The 18,637-nt window shown below is 33.1% G+C and carries 18 protein-coding genes and 1 tRNA gene; 15 read left to right on the forward strand and 4 right to left on the reverse strand.

Annotated elements, in window-relative coordinates; all coding sequences use genetic code 11:
• The first annotated feature begins 49 nt into the window (after positions 1–49).
• A complete protein-coding gene (locus tag LL966_RS19465; protein ID WP_229355520.1) occupies positions 50–367 on the forward strand; it encodes a hypothetical protein in 318 nt (105 codons plus the stop codon).
• Between the two features lie 264 nt (positions 368–631).
• Positions 632–2,449, forward strand: coding sequence for a family 10 glycosylhydrolase (locus LL966_RS19470; RefSeq protein WP_229355521.1), 1,818 nt, complete (start codon positions 632–634; stop codon positions 2,447–2,449).
• Between the two features lie 49 nt (positions 2,450–2,498).
• Here the strand turns inward: LL966_RS19470 and LL966_RS19475 are convergent, their stop codons facing one another.
• On the reverse strand, positions 2,499–2,951 hold the full coding sequence (locus LL966_RS19475) for a DUF4442 domain-containing protein (protein WP_229355522.1): 453 nt from the start codon (positions 2,949–2,951) through the stop codon (positions 2,499–2,501).
• Between the two features lie 231 nt (positions 2,952–3,182).
• Between LL966_RS19475 and LL966_RS19480 the strand changes: the two genes are divergently transcribed.
• From LL966_RS19480 to LL966_RS19500, 5 genes are all read left to right on the forward strand, one after another.
• Positions 3,183–3,662, forward strand: coding sequence for a DUF4870 domain-containing protein (locus tag LL966_RS19480; protein ID WP_229355523.1), 480 nt, complete (start codon positions 3,183–3,185; stop codon positions 3,660–3,662).
• 182 nt (positions 3,663–3,844) lie between these two features.
• Positions 3,845–4,177, forward strand: coding sequence for a PadR family transcriptional regulator (locus LL966_RS19485; protein WP_008464689.1), 333 nt, complete (start codon positions 3,845–3,847; stop codon positions 4,175–4,177).
• Between the two features lie 3 nt (positions 4,178–4,180).
• A complete protein-coding gene (locus LL966_RS19490) occupies positions 4,181–5,902 on the forward strand; it encodes a PspC domain-containing protein (RefSeq protein WP_229355524.1) in 1,722 nt (573 codons plus the stop codon).
• Positions 5,903–5,905: 3 nt separating this feature from the next.
• A complete protein-coding gene (locus LL966_RS19495; RefSeq protein WP_229355525.1) occupies positions 5,906–6,640 on the forward strand; it encodes a head GIN domain-containing protein in 735 nt (244 codons plus the stop codon).
• Positions 6,641–6,725: 85 nt separating this feature from the next.
• Entirely contained in the window at positions 6,726–7,559 is an 834-nt protein-coding gene (locus tag LL966_RS19500) for a GIN domain-containing protein (protein ID WP_229355526.1), read from the forward strand.
• A 134-nt stretch (positions 7,560–7,693) separates the two neighbouring features.
• Here LL966_RS19500 and trxB read toward each other — a convergent pair whose 3' ends face one another.
• Positions 7,694–8,641 carry a thioredoxin-disulfide reductase gene (gene trxB, locus LL966_RS19505; RefSeq protein ID WP_229355528.1) on the reverse strand — a complete coding sequence of 316 codons (948 nt, stop codon included), beginning with the start codon at positions 8,639–8,641 and terminating at the stop codon, positions 7,694–7,696.
• A 174-nt stretch (positions 8,642–8,815) separates the two neighbouring features.
• On the opposite strand from trxB, the gene LL966_RS19510 reads away from it, so the two are divergent.
• A tRNA-Pro gene (locus LL966_RS19510) sits at positions 8,816–8,890 on the forward strand.
• A gap of 325 nt (positions 8,891–9,215) precedes the next feature.
• Here the strand turns inward: LL966_RS19510 and LL966_RS19515 are convergent.
• Entirely contained in the window at positions 9,216–11,387 is a 2,172-nt protein-coding gene (locus tag LL966_RS19515) for a hypothetical protein (RefSeq protein ID WP_229355530.1), read from the reverse strand.
• 227 nt (positions 11,388–11,614) lie between these two features.
• Here LL966_RS19515 and LL966_RS19520 point away from each other — a divergent pair, with 227 nt between their 5' ends.
• The 7 genes from LL966_RS19520 (at position 11,615) to LL966_RS19550 (ending at position 17,553) form a co-directional block, all read left to right on the forward strand.
• The gene (locus LL966_RS19520; protein ID WP_229355532.1) at positions 11,615–12,019 is read left to right on the forward strand and encodes a septal ring lytic transglycosylase RlpA family protein; all 405 of its coding nucleotides are present in this window, start codon (positions 11,615–11,617) and stop codon (positions 12,017–12,019) included.
• 209 nt (positions 12,020–12,228) lie between these two features.
• Positions 12,229–12,996 carry a ParA family protein gene (locus LL966_RS19525; RefSeq protein ID WP_229355534.1) on the forward strand — a complete coding sequence of 256 codons (768 nt, stop codon included), beginning with the start codon at positions 12,229–12,231 and terminating at the stop codon, positions 12,994–12,996.
• Between the two features lie 5 nt (positions 12,997–13,001).
• Positions 13,002–13,904 (forward strand): ParB/RepB/Spo0J family partition protein, encoded by a 903-nt coding sequence (locus LL966_RS19530; protein WP_229355536.1) that lies wholly within the window; start codon positions 13,002–13,004, stop codon positions 13,902–13,904.
• On the forward strand, positions 13,904–14,464 hold the full coding sequence (locus LL966_RS19535) for a DUF5683 domain-containing protein (protein ID WP_229355537.1): 561 nt from the start codon (positions 13,904–13,906) through the stop codon (positions 14,462–14,464). Before LL966_RS19530 ends, LL966_RS19535 begins: the two co-directional genes overlap by 1 nt.
• A gap of 34 nt (positions 14,465–14,498) precedes the next feature.
• Positions 14,499–15,200: a 4-hydroxy-tetrahydrodipicolinate reductase gene (gene dapB / locus LL966_RS19540; RefSeq protein WP_229355540.1), complete on the forward strand. Its 702-nt coding sequence runs from the start codon at positions 14,499–14,501 to the stop codon at positions 15,198–15,200.
• A gap of 55 nt (positions 15,201–15,255) precedes the next feature.
• Positions 15,256–16,836, forward strand: coding sequence for a signal peptidase I (lepB, locus tag LL966_RS19545; RefSeq protein WP_229355542.1), 1,581 nt, complete (start codon positions 15,256–15,258; stop codon positions 16,834–16,836).
• A 102-nt stretch (positions 16,837–16,938) separates the two neighbouring features.
• Entirely contained in the window at positions 16,939–17,553 is a 615-nt protein-coding gene (locus LL966_RS19550) for a WbqC family protein (RefSeq protein WP_229355544.1), read from the forward strand.
• 45 nt (positions 17,554–17,598) lie between these two features.
• On the opposite strand, the gene LL966_RS19555 is transcribed toward LL966_RS19550, so the two are convergent.
• Positions 17,599–18,615 (reverse strand): endonuclease/exonuclease/phosphatase family protein, encoded by a 1,017-nt coding sequence (locus LL966_RS19555; RefSeq protein ID WP_229355572.1) that lies wholly within the window; start codon positions 18,613–18,615, stop codon positions 17,599–17,601.
• Between the last annotated feature and the right edge of the window lie 22 nt (positions 18,616–18,637).

The raw sequence follows: 18,637 nt of genomic DNA on the forward strand, positions 1-18,637 counted from the left end.
AATTTTGGAATGACAAAAAACACCAAAAAAACCAATTTAATTAAACCTTATGAATCAAACTCTTTTTCTATTATTACTGGCTTTACCAATGATTTTTCAAATTATATTCGGAAGAAAAGCAATTGCCGAAAGTATAAAACTAACTTTCTTTAAAGTCTGTTTAATTACTTTTCTTTCTCAGTTTATATTTTTCATCATTGCGTTTAAAATACTTTCAAACAGACTTCGATCAGAATCAAACGGACAAATTCACTGTGGAATGCCATTTGTTGGACTCATAGGTTTAGAAATCTTGGTAACTCTAATTATATTGGTTATCATTTTAATCCAATATTTAATTAAAAGATCTTACAATCGTAATACATAAAAACTTGCTTTATTTTTCTTTTTACAAAAGCATTAAAAATAAAATTATTCATACAATAAAAACCAGAAGACCTCTAAGCAATTGAGGTCTTTTTTATGTCTTGTGCCTAAATTTGAATAATATATTTTTTTATTGTTTGCGTTTTTTTGCGTTTTTTGTATTCTAAAACAAATTAAAAACGAAATAAAATGCAAAATAAATGAATACAATTGCGTTTTTTAATATATTTATATTTCGATAATTATACCAAAAAACCAATTTACCATGAAAAAAACTACTCTTACTGTTTTTAAAACTGCAATCGCAACATGTCTGTTTTTGAGTTTCTCACTACTCGAAGCGCAATGCATACAGGGACCAGAATTTAACAAAACAACACCTAAAAGAGATTTGAGAGGTGTTTTTTTACCCTCTGTTTTCAATCTGACATGGCCTACAAACAAAACAGCTTCTCCCGCTGTGCAACAGGCCGAATTAATTACAATTCTAGACAATCTTCAAAACAATGGTTATAATACGGTATTTCTGCAAGTTCGCCCAGCTAGTGATGCACTTTATGTATCTGCAATAGAACCATGGTCAAACTACTTAACAGGAACAGAAGGACTCGCTCCTAACCCTATATGGGATCCTTTGACATTTGCCATAACTGAATCGCATAAGAGAGGATTGGATCTTCATGCTTGGATAAATCCTTATAGAGCAAAGAATGGTACTTATCCAAATGCGTCAAATCATCCGATAAGTAAAAATCCGTCATGGGTAATTACTGCCACCAATAATGCCAATTTGAAAATATTAAATCCCGGCTTACCCACAGTTCGGGACTACATTGTTTCCATCATTCAGGATATTGCCACACGATATGATGTTGATGGAATTCATTTTGACGACTATTTTTATCCAAGCGGTGCCATGGCTGCAGCTCCCGCAAATCAAGATAGTCAAGCATTTATTGACCATAACCCAAATGGTTTAACATTAGCAAACTGGAGAAGAGAAAACGGAAACATTTTGATTACAAGGGTTTATGATGCTCTTCAGACTATTAATACTAATTTGAATAAAAATATTGTTTTTGGAGTGAGTCCTTCTGGGATATGGAAAAGCGGTGTGCCTGCTGGAATTACTGGTGGATCATCTTACAATGACTTATTTTACGATCCGATTGCATGGTTAGACGCTGGAAAAGTAGATTATCTTGCTCCGCAATTATATTGGAAAATCACTGGAGCGCAAGATTATGTAAAACTTTCGCAATGGTGGAATGATGAAATAAAAGCTAGAAACAAGCAATTATATGTAAGTCAAGCGTTTTACAAAATGGACGACACAAACAACTGGGCATCGTCAGAATTACAAAATCAGATGATTCACAACAGAACAGCGTCTATGAATGCTACATTTGGTCAAATTGCCTACAGCTACGCTTCTATAAAAACCAATTCAAAATCAATAAATACAAATTTGAGTGGAGCAGAATATAAATATAAATCGTTCGCTCCGCCTATTCCGGGAAAAGATGACATTTGCCCAAATAAACCGGCAAATATTACTATTACAGGAACCAGCTTAACTTGGGATACCCCTGCTCCTGCCTCTGATGGTGATTTACCAGTAAAATATGTAATTTATGCTTTTAACAACGCTGCCGAAGCCGTTACCAACAAAGATGACGGTTCTAAAATTATCGAAATTACAGCTAAAAACCAGTTTACATTGACTCAGGATCAAGTTGATACTAAATTTATTGTGGTAACATCCTTAGATAAAAATAATAACGAAGCTGGAACTTATGATCCGAACTTAGGAAATGATGATTTTGAGCTTGCATCAAAAAATTCATTTAATGTTTATCCTAATCCTTTTAATGAAGTGTTTACAATAGATTTTAACAATCCTGTAAACATTGCGCATATTACAATTTATGAAGCAAGTGGAAAACAAGTGTGGCTTCAGAATATTAATAATTCTGATTCACAAGCAACAGTATCACCCTCAAATTTAATGAGTGGTTTTTATTTTGTTAAAGTTAGTTTTGAAAATGGAAGTAGTGAAAGTTTTAAAATAATCAAAAAATAACCACAGCAGTTTTCTGTAAAACAGCCTCATTTCTGAGGCTGTTTTTATTTTATTTTAAGCGAACACTCCATTCAAAATCCATTTCAGAAACCTGAACACCTTCCTCATTTGTTCCAATAGATTTCATCCAGAACGTCTGTCCTTCTCCAGTTTCAATTGTTCTTTTGATCGCATCGGCAATTAAATGTCCGTCGTTACAAACAAAAGTTATTCTACCCGTCGCTTTTTTAGTAAAGTTTCCTTTATTATTGGCAACTAACATCGAGATCTTTTTTCCGCTTTGCTGAATTTGAGAAATGACCAAAGCTCCTGTTGTCAACTCAGCCGCCATTGCCTGAACAGCAAAATACATCGAATTAAAAGGATTTTGATTAATCCATCTATGTTTAACTGTTACTGTACAGCTAGAATCGTTTATATCTTTAACGCGTACTCCACAGAAGTATGCAGAAGGAAGTTTAAACAGAACAAACTTATTAAGTTTTGATACAGAAATTGCCATGTGATTTATTTTTTTATGTAAAAATACAAAAAAACTATGCACGCACAATAAATTATTAAACTATCAAAACAACCCCAGCAAAATCAATTATTCTGAGTGATTTTCAACAATTTAAAACCAAATTCTTACTTTTTAAATTGTTAAATTTTTGTTAATATTTGGTACTATGCAAAACAAGATACTGTTTTTTAGACATATATTTGCATAAGAAATTACTATATACTTTTAATCATGGAAACAACAACAACACTCATCATGGAAAAAACATCAGAAAAGAACACAGCAGCATTTACTCATTTGAGTACATTAAGTCAATATGTAATTCCGTTTGGAAACTATATTTTTCCGCTAATCATTTGGACAAATTATAAAGATAAATCTGAATTTGCTGATCATCACGGAAAACAGGCTTTGAACTTTCAGTTAAGCTTATTGCTTTATACTTTGATTTTAGCAATTATTGCAATACCAATTTTTATCACTGTGTTTTTACAGAATATTCCAATAGAAGCCGTTTTTAATGATCATGATTTTGTAATTAGAAACTTTGACTTTCAATCGCATATCGGAATGTTAAGTGTCGGAATAACAGCTGTAGTGCTTTTCGGATTATTAAAATTTGTTGAATTCTTTTTAGTGATTTACGCTACGATAAAAGCTTCAAACGGAGAATTTTACAAATATCCGCTTTCGATTCCTTTTATAAAATAACAGTTCGACTTAGCTCACTGTGACAAAAAAAGTTAAAAGTTATAGGTTATACGAACGAGTTCAGACAGAATAAATTCGAAATCAATCATCAATCAATCATCAATCAATCATCAATCAATCATCAATCAATCATCATCAATCAAAAAACGAATTGTTCAATCAAAAAAAAACAAAATGAAATTATGAACATTGAAAACACAAAAGCACAGATGCGCAAAGGTGTTCTTGAGTTTTGCATCTTATCTGTATTAAAAGAAAAAGATGCCTATACATCTGAGATATTAGACACTTTAAAAAACGCAAAACTACTAGTTGTAGAGGGAACTGTTTATCCGTTGTTAACGAGATTAAAAAATGACGGTTTACTAAATTATCGCTGGGAAGAATCGACCTCTGGGCCACCACGAAAATATTATGGATTAACCGAAATAGGGCAAACTTTTTTAAACGAACTTAGCGGTACCTGGACAGAATTGTCTGACGCTGTAAACTTAATCACCAATCAAAATCAATAAGTCATGAACAAAACAGTAAATATTAACTTAGGCGGGATGTTTTTTCACATCGATGAAGATGCATACCTAAAATTAACACGCTATTTTGACGCTATAAAACGATCACTTAACAACTCATCTGGAGAAGATGAAATCATTAAAGATATCGAAATGCGTGTTTCTGAATTATTGACAGAAAAACAAAAAAGTGAAAAACATGTTGTTGGACTGAAAGACGTTGACGAAGTGATTGCGGTTATGGGACAACCAGAAGATTACAGAATTGAAGACGAAGAAAAAACGAATCAATCTTATAGTAATTATGGCCCAAGAAAACACAAAAAATTATACCGCGATAAAGAAAGAGGTGTAATTGGAGGTGTGGCTACAGGTTTAGGTCACTACTTTGGGATCGACGCTGTATGGATTAAAGTTTTATTCTTAATCTTTGTTTTTGCTGGATTTGGAACTGGAATTTTAGCTTATTTCGTTCTTTGGATTGTAACGCCTGAAGCGATTACAACTTCTGAAAAATTAGAAATGACTGGAGAGCCGGTAACGATTTCAAACATCGAAAAAAAAGTTCGAGAAGAAATTGATTCATTGTCTGATAAATTTAAAAATGCAGATTATGACAAAATGGGAAACCAAGTAAAGTCGGGAGCTGGGAGAATAAGTAGTTCATTGGGTGACTTTGTAATGACCATTTTTAAAATCTTCGCTAAGTTTTTAGGAGTAATTCTAATTATAGCTGGACTTTCAACTTTGATCATATTGCTAATTGGCGTTTTTACGTTGGGAACAAACATCTTTATAGAATTTCCTTGGCAAAATTTTATTGACGCAGGAAACTTTCCAGAATATCCACTTTGGGCGTTTGGTTTGTTAATGTTTTTTGCAATCGGAATTCCGTTTTTCTTCTTAACATTATTAGGATTTAAATTGTTATCTCCAAATTTAAAATCAATTGGAAACATTACAAAATACACTTTATTAGCTCTTTGGATTATCTCTATTGCCATTCTTACTAGTATCGGAATTAAACAAGCAACCGAAATATCATATGACAATAAAGTTGTAGAGAAAAAAGCTTTGGCAATCAAATCGACAGATACACTTTATGTAAAGTTTAAATACAGTGATTACTATGCAAAAAGTCTAAATCATCACAGCGATTTTGAATTTGTACAAGATTCTGCAAACAATGAATTGATCTATTCTAATGATGTACGTTTACATATCTTACATACAGACGAGACTGCTCCTTTCATCCAAATCGAAAAAAGCGCGAGAGGAAATTCTTTTCAAAATGCTAAAAAAAGAGCAGAAAAAATTAATTATAAGTTTCAAATTGTCGGAAATCATTTAATTTTGGATAATTATTTCCTTACAGATGTAAAGAATAAATTTAGAGGACAGGAAGTTGACATTTACATTTACATACCAGAAGGACAACTAGTTAAACCAGATTCTTCTGTTAGAGATTATTATAATTCTGATGAAGGATTTTTTAATCTAAATTATGATGGAGATTACAACTATAAAGTTGAAAATTCAAAAGTAAAATGTCTAAACTGCCCTGCTGACGATGAAAGCGATTACGACACAGAAGAAGTAAACACTATTGAGAATGATTCTGTAAATGAAGTTTCTGTTAAAATTAATGGGAAAGAAATTATAAACGGAAAGAAAACAAAAGGAAAGCTAACCACTGACAAAAACGGAGTTATAATCAAAATAAACTAAGCCATGATAAAAATAATCATTCATATTACAAAATTTATAATTGTTACTGTTGCTGCTTTATTATTTGCTTCTTGTAATTTTAACGTAAATTCGATAGAAGGAAGCGGACACGTAACAACTGAAAAAAGAATTGTTCAGGGAGATTTTAAAAATGTTTCTGTAAGCAACGCCATCGATGTCGTAATCGAACAGTCTGATGTAACTGAAATTACAGTTGAAGCCGATGATAATCTTCAAAACGAAATTGTTACAAAAGTTGAAAACGGAACTCTTATAATTAAATGTAAATTCAATTCTTTCCGCAATATTACAGCTAAAAAGGTAACGGTAAAAATGCCTGTTATTGATAAGATTGAAGCTTCTAGCGCATCGTCAGTAACGACCAAAGGAATTGTTGAAGGAGAAGATATTACTTTGGAAACTTCTAGCGCAGGATCTATGAATGTTACTATTGAGTCTGATAAAATTTCAGTAGATGCAGGTAGCGCAGGTTCTGTTAACATCGAAGGAAAAGCGCTAAGTTTTAATTCTTCTGCGTCAAGCGGAGGAAGTATCGATGCCGAAAAATTAATGGCTAACGAAGTAGAAGTAAAAGCAACTAGCGGAGCAACGATTTCTGTAAATCCAATTTTGAGTTTAAAAGCTAAGGCTTCAAGCGGAGGAAGCATAAATTATAGTGGTTCTCCAAAGACAATCGAAAAAGAAGCAAGTTCAGGAGGAAATATCAATAAAAATTAAAAAAAGCGAACTGTTAAATATAAAAGAAATCATTCATCAAAAGTGGATGATTTTTTTATATTTGTCAAAATCAAATCTAGAATTAATGAAAAAAAGTACAGCGCTGCTCCTATTGTTATTTGTTACAACATTAACTTTTGCTCAAAAAAGAGAAAAAATTAAAGGCTCTAAAGTTGTAACGACTTCAGTAAAAGAAGTTGGAAGTTTTGACGCCATTGAAGTCGATGATAATCTGGAAGTTTATTTGGAACAAGGCGAAAAAAACGAAATTAAAATTGAAGCCGATGATAATTTACACGATATCATTGGAATGGATTTAAGAGAAAAAACGCTTCGATTATATACCAATAAAGAATCTAGTATTTTCAAGAAATTAGCTGTTAAGGTTACTTACACGAAATCATTAAATAAAGTAATTACTAAAAATGAGGCTATTGTTTACGCCATTCAGGAATTGCAATTGGACGACATTACCATGAATTGTCTTGATTTTTCGAAATTGTTTTTGAATGTAAATGCCAAAAAATTCACCTTAATTGCCGATGATAAAACCAGAACGGAGCTAAATTTAAAAGCAGATGAAGGAATTATACAGTTGAGTAAAAATGCGGTTCTTAAGACTTTGGTTTCTGCTATAAAATTTAAATGTGATTTATACCAAAGAGGAAATGCTGCAATTGAAGGTATTGCTGAAAAAGCGACTATTCGATTAGACAATAATTCTGTTTTTACAGGAACAAAATTTACCTTGAAGGATGCAAATGTAACAGCTGAAAATTTTGCCGTTGGAAGCATTTTTGCAGAAACAACTGTTTCTTTAGCAATTGGAGACAAAGCCGAAATTTCTCTTTTAGGAAGTCCTGCTATTACCTTAACTCGCTTTTCTGAAGAAGCAAAATTGATTAAAAAGATTAAATAAAAGTTGTCGTTTTCAGTCTGATAATTCCACATAAAATAAAAAAGTCCCAATCATTTACGATTGGGACTTTTTTATTTTTATGTCTTATTCTGTTTACATTCTAACAAACTGAAAACTGAATACTGCCACTAATATTATTCCTTAGAAGCCAAATATCTTTCAGCATCAAGAGCTGCCATACAACCTGTTCCAGCAGCAGTAATAGCTTGACGGTAAACGTGATCTGCAGCATCTCCAGCAACGAAAACACCTTCTACATTTGTTTTAGATGTTCCTGGTGTATTTACGATATATCCTGTTTCATCAAGTGTAATGTAAGAGGCAAAAATATCTGTATTTGGTTTATGGCCAATTGCCACGAAGAAACCAGTTGCAGGAATTTCAATAATTTCGCCAGTCGTTTTATTCAAAGCTTTAATGGCGTGAACTACATTTGAATCTCCTAAAACTTCAACTGTATCATGATTCATTAAAATCTCTATATTTTCTGTTTTGCGAACGCGTTCTTCCATAATTTTAGAAGCTCTGAATTTTTCGCTTCTTACCAACATCGTTACTTTTTTACAAAGTTTAGATAAGTAATGTGCTTCTTCACAGGCAGAATCTCCAGCTCCGACAATCACAACTTCCTGATTTCTGTAGAAAAATCCGTCGCAAACAGCACAAGCAGAAACTCCTCCACCCATATTTAAATAATGCTGTTCTGAAGGTAATCCTAAATATTTTGCCGAAGCACCTGTAGAAATAATTACGGTTTCACAGTGCAATTCAATTGAATCGTTAATCCAAACTTTATGAATATCTCCAGAAAAATCAACTTTTGTAGCCCAACCGTCACGGATATCAGCACCAAAACGTTTTGCTTGTTCTTGTAATTGAACCATCATTTCTGGTCCAGTAACTCCATCAACATAACCTGGAAAGTTTTCAACCTCATTTGTTGTAGTCAATTGACCACCAGGCTGCATTCCTTGATATAACACTGGATTCATATTAGCTCTAGCCGCATAAATAGCCGCAGTGTAACCTGCAGGGCCAGAACCTATAATAAGGCATTTAATTTTTTCGATTGTATTTGACATAGTAATAGTTTTTTTGAGTTGCAAATGTAAACTTTATTATAAAAAATACAGACGAAAATAAATCCTAAAAAACTATGTTCAAATAAGTTTTATTTATTTTTCAATTTTCCTTTTGTAAACGAAATTTATTTATATCTTTGCATCCGCTTTCGGGCAGTATTACAAATACATCTTCGGGGTGTAGCGTAGCCCGGTTATCGCGCCTGCTTTGGGAGCAGGAGGCCGCAGGTTCGAATCCTGCCACCCCGACAAAAGTCTTTTCATTTCTTTGAAAAGACTTTTTTTTTGCAATAAACTGAAATATTGTCGAACGATTATCGCGTCCCGATGGAAAATCGGGAATATCGCAGGTTTGAATGCTGTTACTCCTTTTTTATTTTACATAATTTCAATTTTCACAACCAACAATATTTCCTTAATTTGAAACATAGTCCGTGGTTTCAACCACGGGGACACATCATACTATTCACGATACATTTCCCGTGGTTGAAACCACGGGCTATATTAAAAAAATAAAACCTCTAAAGAAATATGTATCTCGAGAGGTAATATTTTTAAATCTGCCCTATTTTATTTACTTCTCCATTTCAATAAAAGCAGGATAAGATTCACTGTTAGGCAAATTATATTCTTCGTCATAAGGCTGCATACCTTCTCCATTATTATACAAGGCTACACGTTTTGGACCAGTTGCTGTACTCCCACCAGTACCATTTATAACATTCTGAATATTCCCTGAACCGGCAAAACGAGTAATACACATTTTTTCTAATCTAACATTTGGACTGTTTGGCACTTCAAAACCATTTTTCTTGTTCACATTTCCATCTGTTCCTGTAAAAACTGCATAAGATCCCATTCCTACAGTATGATGTTCTTTTACCGTATTTGCAACCTTGAAAGCAGCATAACCATCAACTTTACCGTTTTGACTACTCCAGCTTTTTTGGTTTGGAGCATCATATGGAGGTTCATTTTGAAAGAAAAAAGTTCTTCCTCTTTCACCAAGCCACAAAACCTCATATTCTTGAAAATGCTCTACAAATAAACCATAAAGTGTAACATCATTCCCAGTAACTACAAGTCCGTTTTTACATCTATCTCTTGTCCAGCGCACATCTCCACCACGCTGCGAACCATGATCGGCACGCCACAACCAGAAGTGATCTCCAACCACATTACTACTATTAATCTGCATAGCAACTTGTATCTGAATATTGTTTGACTGGACCCCGCCTACTCTACAAGTAATATCTGTAAGCAAGATAGGATCTGCAGAATGATCTGCTTTTGATCCTTCATCACCAATTCTAACCTGATAGATTGTGCTATTAAATGAATCCATAAGCAATCCCGCAATGATAATTCCATCTTTATCATCGGCATAAATACATCCCCAAGTATTTTTATCAGTTGGTTCTAATGTTACAGAAGCGATTCCTGCCCCAAGAAGAATTGCATCCTTTCTGTTTACTTGAATCGGAGCATTTAGTGAATAATGCCCAGGAGTAAAAAATATATTTTTACCCGCTTTTAACGCAGCATTTATTTCAGCATCTGTATCGCCTTCTTTTGCAACATACCAATTTGCAATTAAATCTTGGACTTTTCCTTCACCCATATTTTTTGAACTCCAAGAAACTCCTATTCTATCTTTTTGCCAAGCTGGAATAAATACTTTATATTCTCCATCTTGATCTATAAAAAGAAAAGGCTTTTCTCTAATAATAGGTGTAGTTGCAATTGCAGAATTGGAATCGTCTGCTAGCGGAGGATTTACACAACCTTGCCAAACCATATTATAAGAACCGCCCATCGCTTCCGAACCAGAGGGAAATACAGCATTTCTTGTATACCATTGCTGTTGTCCTTTCCAATTTGGTCTGTCGGATTCGTAATGAGTATCTGCAATAAAACCTCCACTTCCCCAGAAATTAGTATCTCCAATATCTGAAATATATTTTGAAGTGCTATCAATCAGTAATCTTCTTGCACTTGTTGACTGAGAAACTGTCCAAGCAAAATCTCGCATTACCTCTACATTTTCTACAGAACGCCAAAAAGTACAAGTAGCATTTGCTCCTCCAGAAAGATGAGGCCTTGTAAATATCGAACCCAATTTAACATCTGAAGGCAATTTCCCCAAACCTCCTATGTGAGAATAAAAACCTAATTCTATTGAATTCGCTTCTTTTGATGAAGCAGAACCTGATCCACCAACATCATAAGTCTGACCATCCACATTTGGTTTGAAGTAATAAGCCTGACGTTTTGTAGTCCATTCGCCATTTGCACCACCTAAACCAATAGTACTAAACTGAGAATTAATATCGTTTCTGGCACTTTCTGCTTTTTCATATTTCCTGTCATAGAAATATATATTGTCTCCAAAAATTTGATTTTCTAACGAAATTATGATCGTAATATCATTACGCGAAACTTTATAGTAATTCTCATATTTATTTGCATTCGGTTTATTATCAATAAATAGCAGCTTAGAAGTTGATCCAACCGAAACAAAATCGGAGGACAGACGGCTTCCTCCACGTGTAATTATATAATTTCCTGAAGAGCCAAAAGCCGACCATGATATGGTGATATTATGTTTCTTTTTATTGTAAACAATTTTCCGTTCTATTTTTTTATTTCCCTCTATTTTTTCGTTAGATGAACAAGGCGAAATAAAACTGCATAGAAACAGTATGCATGCAAATAATGTAGATAATGAGATTACTTTTTTACTCATAAGAATGTTCCTTTTTGTGGTTTGATTGACAGCAATAATTGTAATTTTAAGAAAGTCCAAAATAGCAATAATCTTCAACCTTCGAGTCCGTTTTCACACCCAATTTTCTTATCAAAAACACTACAAAATCTAAAAAAATGCCTTTTTATAACATAAATAAAGCTTATGGAACATATCCATTTTTCTTTAATAGCTTTTTTTTGCCGCAAATAGAATGAGAAAACAAAATGAAAGAGATTATACTATTTATGGCTTTAACTTTTTCTGCCATTACATTCGCGCAACAAAAGAACCAAACTTCTATTGATTCTTGCACAGCAACCAAAGCAAGCATATTGTACAAGAAAAACGCACATGCTTCTTATTATCATGATAAATTTAATGGCAGAAAAACGGCGAGCGGAAAAAGATTCAATAACGATGATTTTACTGCTGCACATAAAAAATTCCCTTTTGGCACAATATTAAAAGTAACAAATGAATTAAATAACAATTTTGTAATTGTAGAAATTACAGATCGCGGACCTTTTGTTAAAGGAAGAGAAATCGATCTCAGCAAAAGAGCTTTTATGGATATTGCATCTAATAAAAAAAGCGGTTTGGTTTATGTCACTATAGAAATTCTAAAATAATTATCTTCTCGAGATGAAATTCAGGTTTCTGTCCTTTTAAAGGAGAAACACCTTTCAAAACTTTGCTAACAATTTTATTCATAACTAAAATAATTTTCAGCCGAACACCTATAAAACAACGAATAGCTAAACTTTCACAAATGTTAACAAAATAGATTTTCAAAAACCATAAATAATTGTATTTTTACGGTTCAAAATTCAGAAAATAAATGGGCAAAATCATTGCTATTGCTAATCAAAAAGGAGGCGTTGGAAAGACTACTACATCAGTAAATCTTGCTGCCTCATTAGGTGTTTTAGAAAAAAAAGTATTGTTAATCGATGCTGATCCTCAAGCCAATGCTACATCTGGTCTTGGAATTGATGTAGAAACAGTTGAAATTGGAACTTATCAAATTCTTGAGCATACTGCAACACCGACAGAAGCCGTTTTAAAATGTACAGCTCCAAATGTTGACGTGATCCCTGCGCATATTGACCTTGTTGCTATCGAAATTGAATTGGTTGACAAAGAAAACCGTGAATATATGCTTAAAAAAGCATTGGAAACTGCAAAAGAAGAATATGATTATATCATTATCGATTGTGCTCCTTCTCTAGGTTTGTTAACCTTGAATGCCTTAACAGCTGCAGATTCTGTAGTTATTCCTATTCAATGTGAATATTTTGCACTAGAAGGATTAGGAAAACTATTGAACACTATCAAGAGTATTCAAAAAATACACAATCCAGATCTTGACATCGAAGGTTTATTATTAACCATGTACGATTCAAGATTACGTTTATCCAATCAGGTTGTAGAAGAGGTTCAAAAACACTTTAACGACATGGTTTTTGATACCGTAATTCAGCGAAATGTAAAATTAAGTGAAGCGCCTAGTTTTGGTGAAAGTATCATTAACTATGATGCAACAAGCAAAGGAGCAGTAAACTATATTCATTTAGCTCAAGAAATTATAAAGAAAAACAGCAAATAGTTTTTATGACAAAAGCAATTAAAAAACAAGCCTTAGGAAGAGGATTATCAGCATTATTAAAAGATCCGGAAAACGACATTAAATCAGTAGACGATAAAAATGCTGACAAAGTTGTTGGAAACATTATTGAGCTTGAAATAAGTGCTATCGAAATAAATCCGTTTCAGCCTAGAAGTAATTTTAATGAAGAATCATTACGCGAATTAGCAACTTCTATTAAAGAATTGGGTGTAATTCAACCTATTACTGTTCGAAAATTAGATTTCAATAAATACCAGTTAATCTCTGGAGAGCGTCGTCTTCGTGCTTCGAAATTGGTAGGACTTACACATGTTCCCGCTTATATTCGTATTGCCAATGACAACGAATCTTTAGTTATGGCTTTGGTTGAAAATATTCAGCGTCATGACTTAGATCCAATTGAGATTGCTTTATCATACCAACGTTTAATTGACGAAATTCAATTAACACAGGAACAAATGAGTGAAAGAGTTGGAAAAAAACGTTCTACGATTGCCAATTATTTACGTCTTTTAAAACTTGATCCGATTATTCAAACAGGTATTCGTGATGGTTTTATCAGCATGGGACACGGTAGAGCAATCATCAACATTGAAGACTTAGACGTTCAAACTGATATTTACCAAAAAATTGTAAGTCAGAACTTATCAGTTCGCGAAACAGAAGCCTTAGTTAAAAACTATCATGAAGGCCAGCAGCCAAAAGCTGAGGGAAAACCGAAAGCTGACTCTGCATTTCAAATTAGAGAAACACAAAAAAACACTTTCAACGATTACTTTGGTTCGAAAGTTGATATAAAAGTCGCTGGCAACGGAAAAGGAAAAATTACAATTCCATTTAATTCTGAGGCCGACTTTAATAGAATTATAAAATTAATAAACGGATAGTGAATAAAATTGTCCCCATCAGTCTATTGTTCTTTCTAATAGGAACCGTTTCTCTTTTTGCCCAGGTAAAAAAAGACACGGTTTTGGTCGTAAAAGACACTACTGCATATAAAGAAATAGACCCGCTTACACCAGCAAAAGCAGCTTTTTACTCTGCTATCCTGCCAGGTTTAGGTCAAGCATATAACAAAAAATACTGGAAAATTCCCTTAGTTTATGGAGCTATCGGAACCAGCTTATATTTTTACATCGATAATAATAAAAAATACCACGATTATCGTGATGCCTACAAACGTAGATTAGAAGGCTATAATGATGATAACTATCAATTTTTGGATGAGAGCAGATTAATTGCTGGACAAAAATTCTATCAAAGAAATAGAGATTTATCAGCTTTATTTGTCGTTGGCTTTTATGTATTAAACATTATTGATGCCAATGTTGACGCCGCATTAATTCAGTTTAACGTTAACGAAAGATTGTCACTGCGTCCAGAAATTTATCCCGCCGATGTAACATTTAGACCAAATGTCGGACTAACTTTTAATTACAAGTTTTAATAGATTCTATTAAAAAATCAAAAAAATAATCATAATGAAAATTGCGCTTTTAGGATACGGAAAAATGGGTAAAGTAATCGAAAGAATTGCTTTAGAAAGAGGTCACGAAATAGTTTTAAGAAAAGATGAATTCAATACTTATGACGGACTTTCAACAGCAGATGTTGCCATTGATTTTAGTGTTCCATCAGCAGCCGTAAATAACATCTCTGCTGCTTTCAATGCAAATGTGCCAGTAGTTTCTGGAACAACTGGATGGCTAGAACATTATGACGAAATGATTGCTCTTTGCAATGAGAAAAAGGGAGGTTTTATTTCGAGTTCAAACTTTAGTTTAGGTGTAAATATCTTCTTCGGTTTAAATGAATATCTGGCTAAAATCATGAATCAATTTGATTCTTACAAAGTTTCAATGGAAGAAATTCACCATATCCATAAATTAGATGCGCCAAGCGGAACAGCAATTTCTTTAGCTCAAGGAGTTATTCAAAATAGTAATTATGATGAATGGACTCTAGAGGATGCTAAAAACGATCAAATTCATATTGAAGCAAAAAGAATTGGAGAAGTTCCTGGTACACATACCGTAAACTACGATTCAGCTATTGACAGCATCGAAATTAAACATACCGCTCACAATCGTGAAGGCTTTGCACTTGGTGCCGTTATCGCCGCAGAATGGCTTGCAGGGAAACAAGGAATTTTCACTATGAAAGATGTATTAAACTTACAATAATGGAATAAAATTCAGAATCATTTTCATCTGAATTTAAAATTTAAAATACAATATTATGACACTTTACTCTTGGTTCGTATTTTTCTTAGCTGTCCAAATAATTCATTTTCTTGGTACTTGGAAATTGTATCAGGCTGCAGGTAGAAAAAGCTGGGAAGCAGCAATTCCAGTATACAATTCTATCGTTTTGATGAAAATAATCGGACGCCCGACTTGGTGGACCTTGTTGCTTTTTATCCCAATTATCAATTTGATTATGTTTCCTGTTGTATGGGTAGAAACTTTAAGAACATTTAATAAAAGATCAACCTTAGATACAATCCTTGGGCTTTTCACTTTAGGTTTTTATATCTATTATGTCAATTATACACAAAAATTAGAGTATCGCGCAGAGCGTCAATTAACCCCAGAAAACAAAACGGCAGACACCATCAGTTCATTGCTTTTTGCTATAATAGTTGCTACTTTAGTGCACACTTATGTTGTACAACCTTACACAATTCCGACATCATCTCTAGAGAAATCTTTATTAATTGGTGATTTCTTATTTGTGAGCAAAATCAATTATGGTCCAAGAGTTCCAATGACTACAGTAGCACTTCCTATGGTTCATGACTCTATTCCTTTAACAAAGAAAAAATCATACTTAAGCTGGCCACAATTACCATATTTTAGATTACCCGCAATCGAAAAAATAAAACGATGCGATATAGTCGTTTTTAACTGGCCAGTAGATACCGTTCATTATTTCTTTGAACCAAAAGGAAGACCAGGTGTTATCAAACCTATTGACAAGAAATCAAATTATGTAAAAAGATGTGTTGGCATTCCTGGAGATAGTTTATCAATAAAAGATGGTTATGTTTTCATTAATGGTAAAAAATTAGATTTACCAGAAAGAGCTAAACCTCAATATTCTTACGCAGTTGCTTTAGACCAAAAAACTCCTGTTGATTTCGAAACAATTTTCAAAGAATTAGATATTACTGATCGCGCTGGCTTTAGAACTGAAATTGATTCTACAGGCAGTAGAGTTGAAAAAAGAGATACGCTTTATTTAGGTGCACTTACAGAAGCTGGAGCTCAAAGATTCAAGCAAACTCCTGGAGTTACTGCTGTAATCAGAAAAATTGATAAAGGGAATGATAATGCTATTTTTCCTCATATCAACAAATGGAGCCAGGATAACATGGGACCAATCTATATTCCTGAAGCAGGAAAAACGGTTGCCTTGAATAATGTATCACTTCCTTTCTACAAAGAAATTATTACAAATTACGAAGGAAATAAATTAACTATTGAGGGTTCAAAATTTTTAATTAACGGAAAACCTGCAACAACCTACACCTTCAAACAAAATTATTACTGGATGATGGGAGATAACCGTCATAACTCTGAAGACAGCCGTTATTGGGGTTACGTTCCAGAAAATCATATCGTTGGAAAACCAGTATTCATTTGGATGAGCTGGGATACTAACGGAAAAGGCATCAATAAAATTCGCTGGAGCAGAGTATTTACAACTGTTGACGGTGAAGGCCAGCCACAATCCTACTTCAAATATTTCTTAATAGTTCTTGCTTTATATTTTGTGGGAGATTTTATTTGGAAAAAAAGAAGAGAAAATAAAGCATAATTAAAAATAAACAGTCAAACGTTTAAAAGTTCAAAGTCATAAAGTCAAGCCAAAAACTTACTTTATGACTTTTGACTTTTGACTTTAAAAACTTTAGACATCATGAATTCCTTATTACTTCCAACTTATTTCCCATCTATTAGTCACTTTGCTGTAATAGCGCAATCTGACAGTATTACATTTGAAATGGAAGATAATTTTCAGAAACAGACCAATAGAAACAGAACTTACATCTATAGTCCAAATGGAATTCAGTTATTAAATATCCCTGTAAAGCATTCTAAGGAAGCACATCAGAAAACAAAAGATATTCTAATAGAAAATGAATTTGATTGGCAGAAACAGCATTTTAAATCGCTTGAAGCAGCTTATAGAAGTTCTCCTTTCTTTGAGTACTTTGAAGATGACTTTTTGCCTATTTTCGAGAAAAAACACACGTTTTTAATGGATTTGAATTTCGAAGTTTTAGACATCCTGACAAAATGTTTAAGAATGAAATTTGAATTCGGAAAAACAACAGAATATTTTCATGAAAGTCCAGATTTTACTGATTTCAGGTATTTAGCAAATGGAAAAAAAGACCCGAATTCATTTGACAAATACACTCAGGTCTTTGACGACAAACATGGATTTATCAATAATCTAAGCGTTTTAGATTTGCTTTTCAATGAAGGTAAATTTGCCGTAGACTATTTAAAAACCCAGAAAATAATTTAGATTGGGAATTACAACTTTTGACTATTGACTTTCGACTAAAAAAAATCATTCCATTGAAAGCCTAGTCATAATTGGATAATGATCTGAATTTTCAAAATCTGAAAAACTCTCAAATTGTTTTACTTTCATCTTACTGTCTGTAAAAATATAGTCAATTCTGGCAGGATAATATTTAAATTTATAAGTAGCTCCAAAGCCTCCACCAGCTTCTTCAAAGGCATCTTTTAGCTTTCCTTTGATATTTCTATAAACATAAGAAAAAGGACTGTTATTCATATCTCCGCAGATAATCATTGGCGTTTTGCATTTTTTTATGTGCTCCTTAAAAATTTCGGCTTGCTCCTGTTGCTGAGAAAAACCTTTGCTGATTCTAGCATAAATACGCTGCGATTTCTTTTGATTTACATTATCAATATCATCTGAAATTTCGCTGACGTCAGGAGAAATTTTAATGGATTGCAAATGCATATTATAAACTCTAATAATATCTTTCCCTCGTTTAATATCAGCATAAACCACATTGTTATCTGATTTTGGAAAAACAATATTTCCTTGATCAATAATAGGGAATTTTGAAAAAATGGCCTGTCCAGTTTTTACCTTCTTTCCATCTATAAAAATATATCGATGCGGGTACACTTTTAAATCGAGATGCGCTGAGTTTGAATATTCCTGAATACAGAGAATATCCGGATCTTTTTCATCGATAAAAACCTTGATATTTTCTGGAATATCATCACGATCCAACCATTTAAAGACATTAAAAAGACGAACGTTGTAACTCATTACAGAGAAATCTTTCTCATCTTGAACATATTGTTTAGCCGAAAATTTATAAAACTTATTGATAAAAGTAATTCCGATTAACAGAACCAACCCAGACAAAATAAGACGTTTTTTAAACTGAATTGCCCAATAAACAAAGAAAAGTCCATTTGCTACAAAAAAGGCTGGCATAAACAGCGTAAGCACCGATAAAAGCGGAAAGCTTTTAGGTGCTAAAAAAGGCAGAATATAGATACTAAATGTAAGCACAGTTAGCACTATATTCAAAAAGAACATTATTTTATTAAACCAAGAAAGG

The organism is Flavobacterium chungbukense, from assembly GCF_020805785.1.
Taxonomy (GTDB): Bacteria; Bacteroidota; Bacteroidia; order Flavobacteriales; family Flavobacteriaceae; genus Flavobacterium; species Flavobacterium chungbukense.

What these genes read in the sequence shown, in the direction of transcription:
- LL966_RS19490 (WP_229355524.1), top strand. Translation starts at nt 4,181, where the DNA reads ATGAACAAAACAGTAAATATTAACTTAGGCGGGATGTTTTTTCACATC.
- LL966_RS19475 (WP_229355522.1), bottom strand. Translation starts at nt 2,951, where the DNA reads ATGGCAATTTCTGTATCAAAACTTAATAAGTTTGTTCTGTTTAAACTT.
- LL966_RS19470 (WP_229355521.1), top strand. Translation starts at nt 632, where the DNA reads ATGAAAAAAACTACTCTTACTGTTTTTAAAACTGCAATCGCAACATGT.
- LL966_RS19520 (WP_229355532.1), top strand. Translation starts at nt 11,615, where the DNA reads ATGAAAGAGATTATACTATTTATGGCTTTAACTTTTTCTGCCATTACA.
- dapB (WP_229355540.1), top strand. Translation starts at nt 14,499, where the DNA reads ATGAAAATTGCGCTTTTAGGATACGGAAAAATGGGTAAAGTAATCGAA.
- LL966_RS19550 (WP_229355544.1), top strand. Translation starts at nt 16,939, where the DNA reads ATGAATTCCTTATTACTTCCAACTTATTTCCCATCTATTAGTCACTTT.
- LL966_RS19525 (WP_229355534.1), top strand. Translation starts at nt 12,229, where the DNA reads ATGGGCAAAATCATTGCTATTGCTAATCAAAAAGGAGGCGTTGGAAAG.
- LL966_RS19480 (WP_229355523.1), top strand. Translation starts at nt 3,183, where the DNA reads ATGGAAACAACAACAACACTCATCATGGAAAAAACATCAGAAAAGAAC.
- lepB (WP_229355542.1), top strand. Translation starts at nt 15,256, where the DNA reads ATGACACTTTACTCTTGGTTCGTATTTTTCTTAGCTGTCCAAATAATT.
- LL966_RS19530 (WP_229355536.1), top strand. Translation starts at nt 13,002, where the DNA reads ATGACAAAAGCAATTAAAAAACAAGCCTTAGGAAGAGGATTATCAGCA.
- LL966_RS19500 (WP_229355526.1), top strand. Translation starts at nt 6,726, where the DNA reads ATGAAAAAAAGTACAGCGCTGCTCCTATTGTTATTTGTTACAACATTA.
- LL966_RS19515 (WP_229355530.1), bottom strand. Translation starts at nt 11,387, where the DNA reads ATGAGTAAAAAAGTAATCTCATTATCTACATTATTTGCATGCATACTG.
- LL966_RS19485 (WP_008464689.1), top strand. Translation starts at nt 3,845, where the DNA reads ATGAACATTGAAAACACAAAAGCACAGATGCGCAAAGGTGTTCTTGAG.
- LL966_RS19495 (WP_229355525.1), top strand. Translation starts at nt 5,906, where the DNA reads ATGATAAAAATAATCATTCATATTACAAAATTTATAATTGTTACTGTT.
- LL966_RS19465 (WP_229355520.1), top strand. Translation starts at nt 50, where the DNA reads ATGAATCAAACTCTTTTTCTATTATTACTGGCTTTACCAATGATTTTT.
- LL966_RS19555 (WP_229355572.1), bottom strand. Translation starts at nt 18,615, where the DNA reads ATGTTCTTTTTGAATATAGTGCTAACTGTGCTTACATTTAGTATCTAT.
- trxB (WP_229355528.1), bottom strand. Translation starts at nt 8,641, where the DNA reads ATGTCAAATACAATCGAAAAAATTAAATGCCTTATTATAGGTTCTGGC.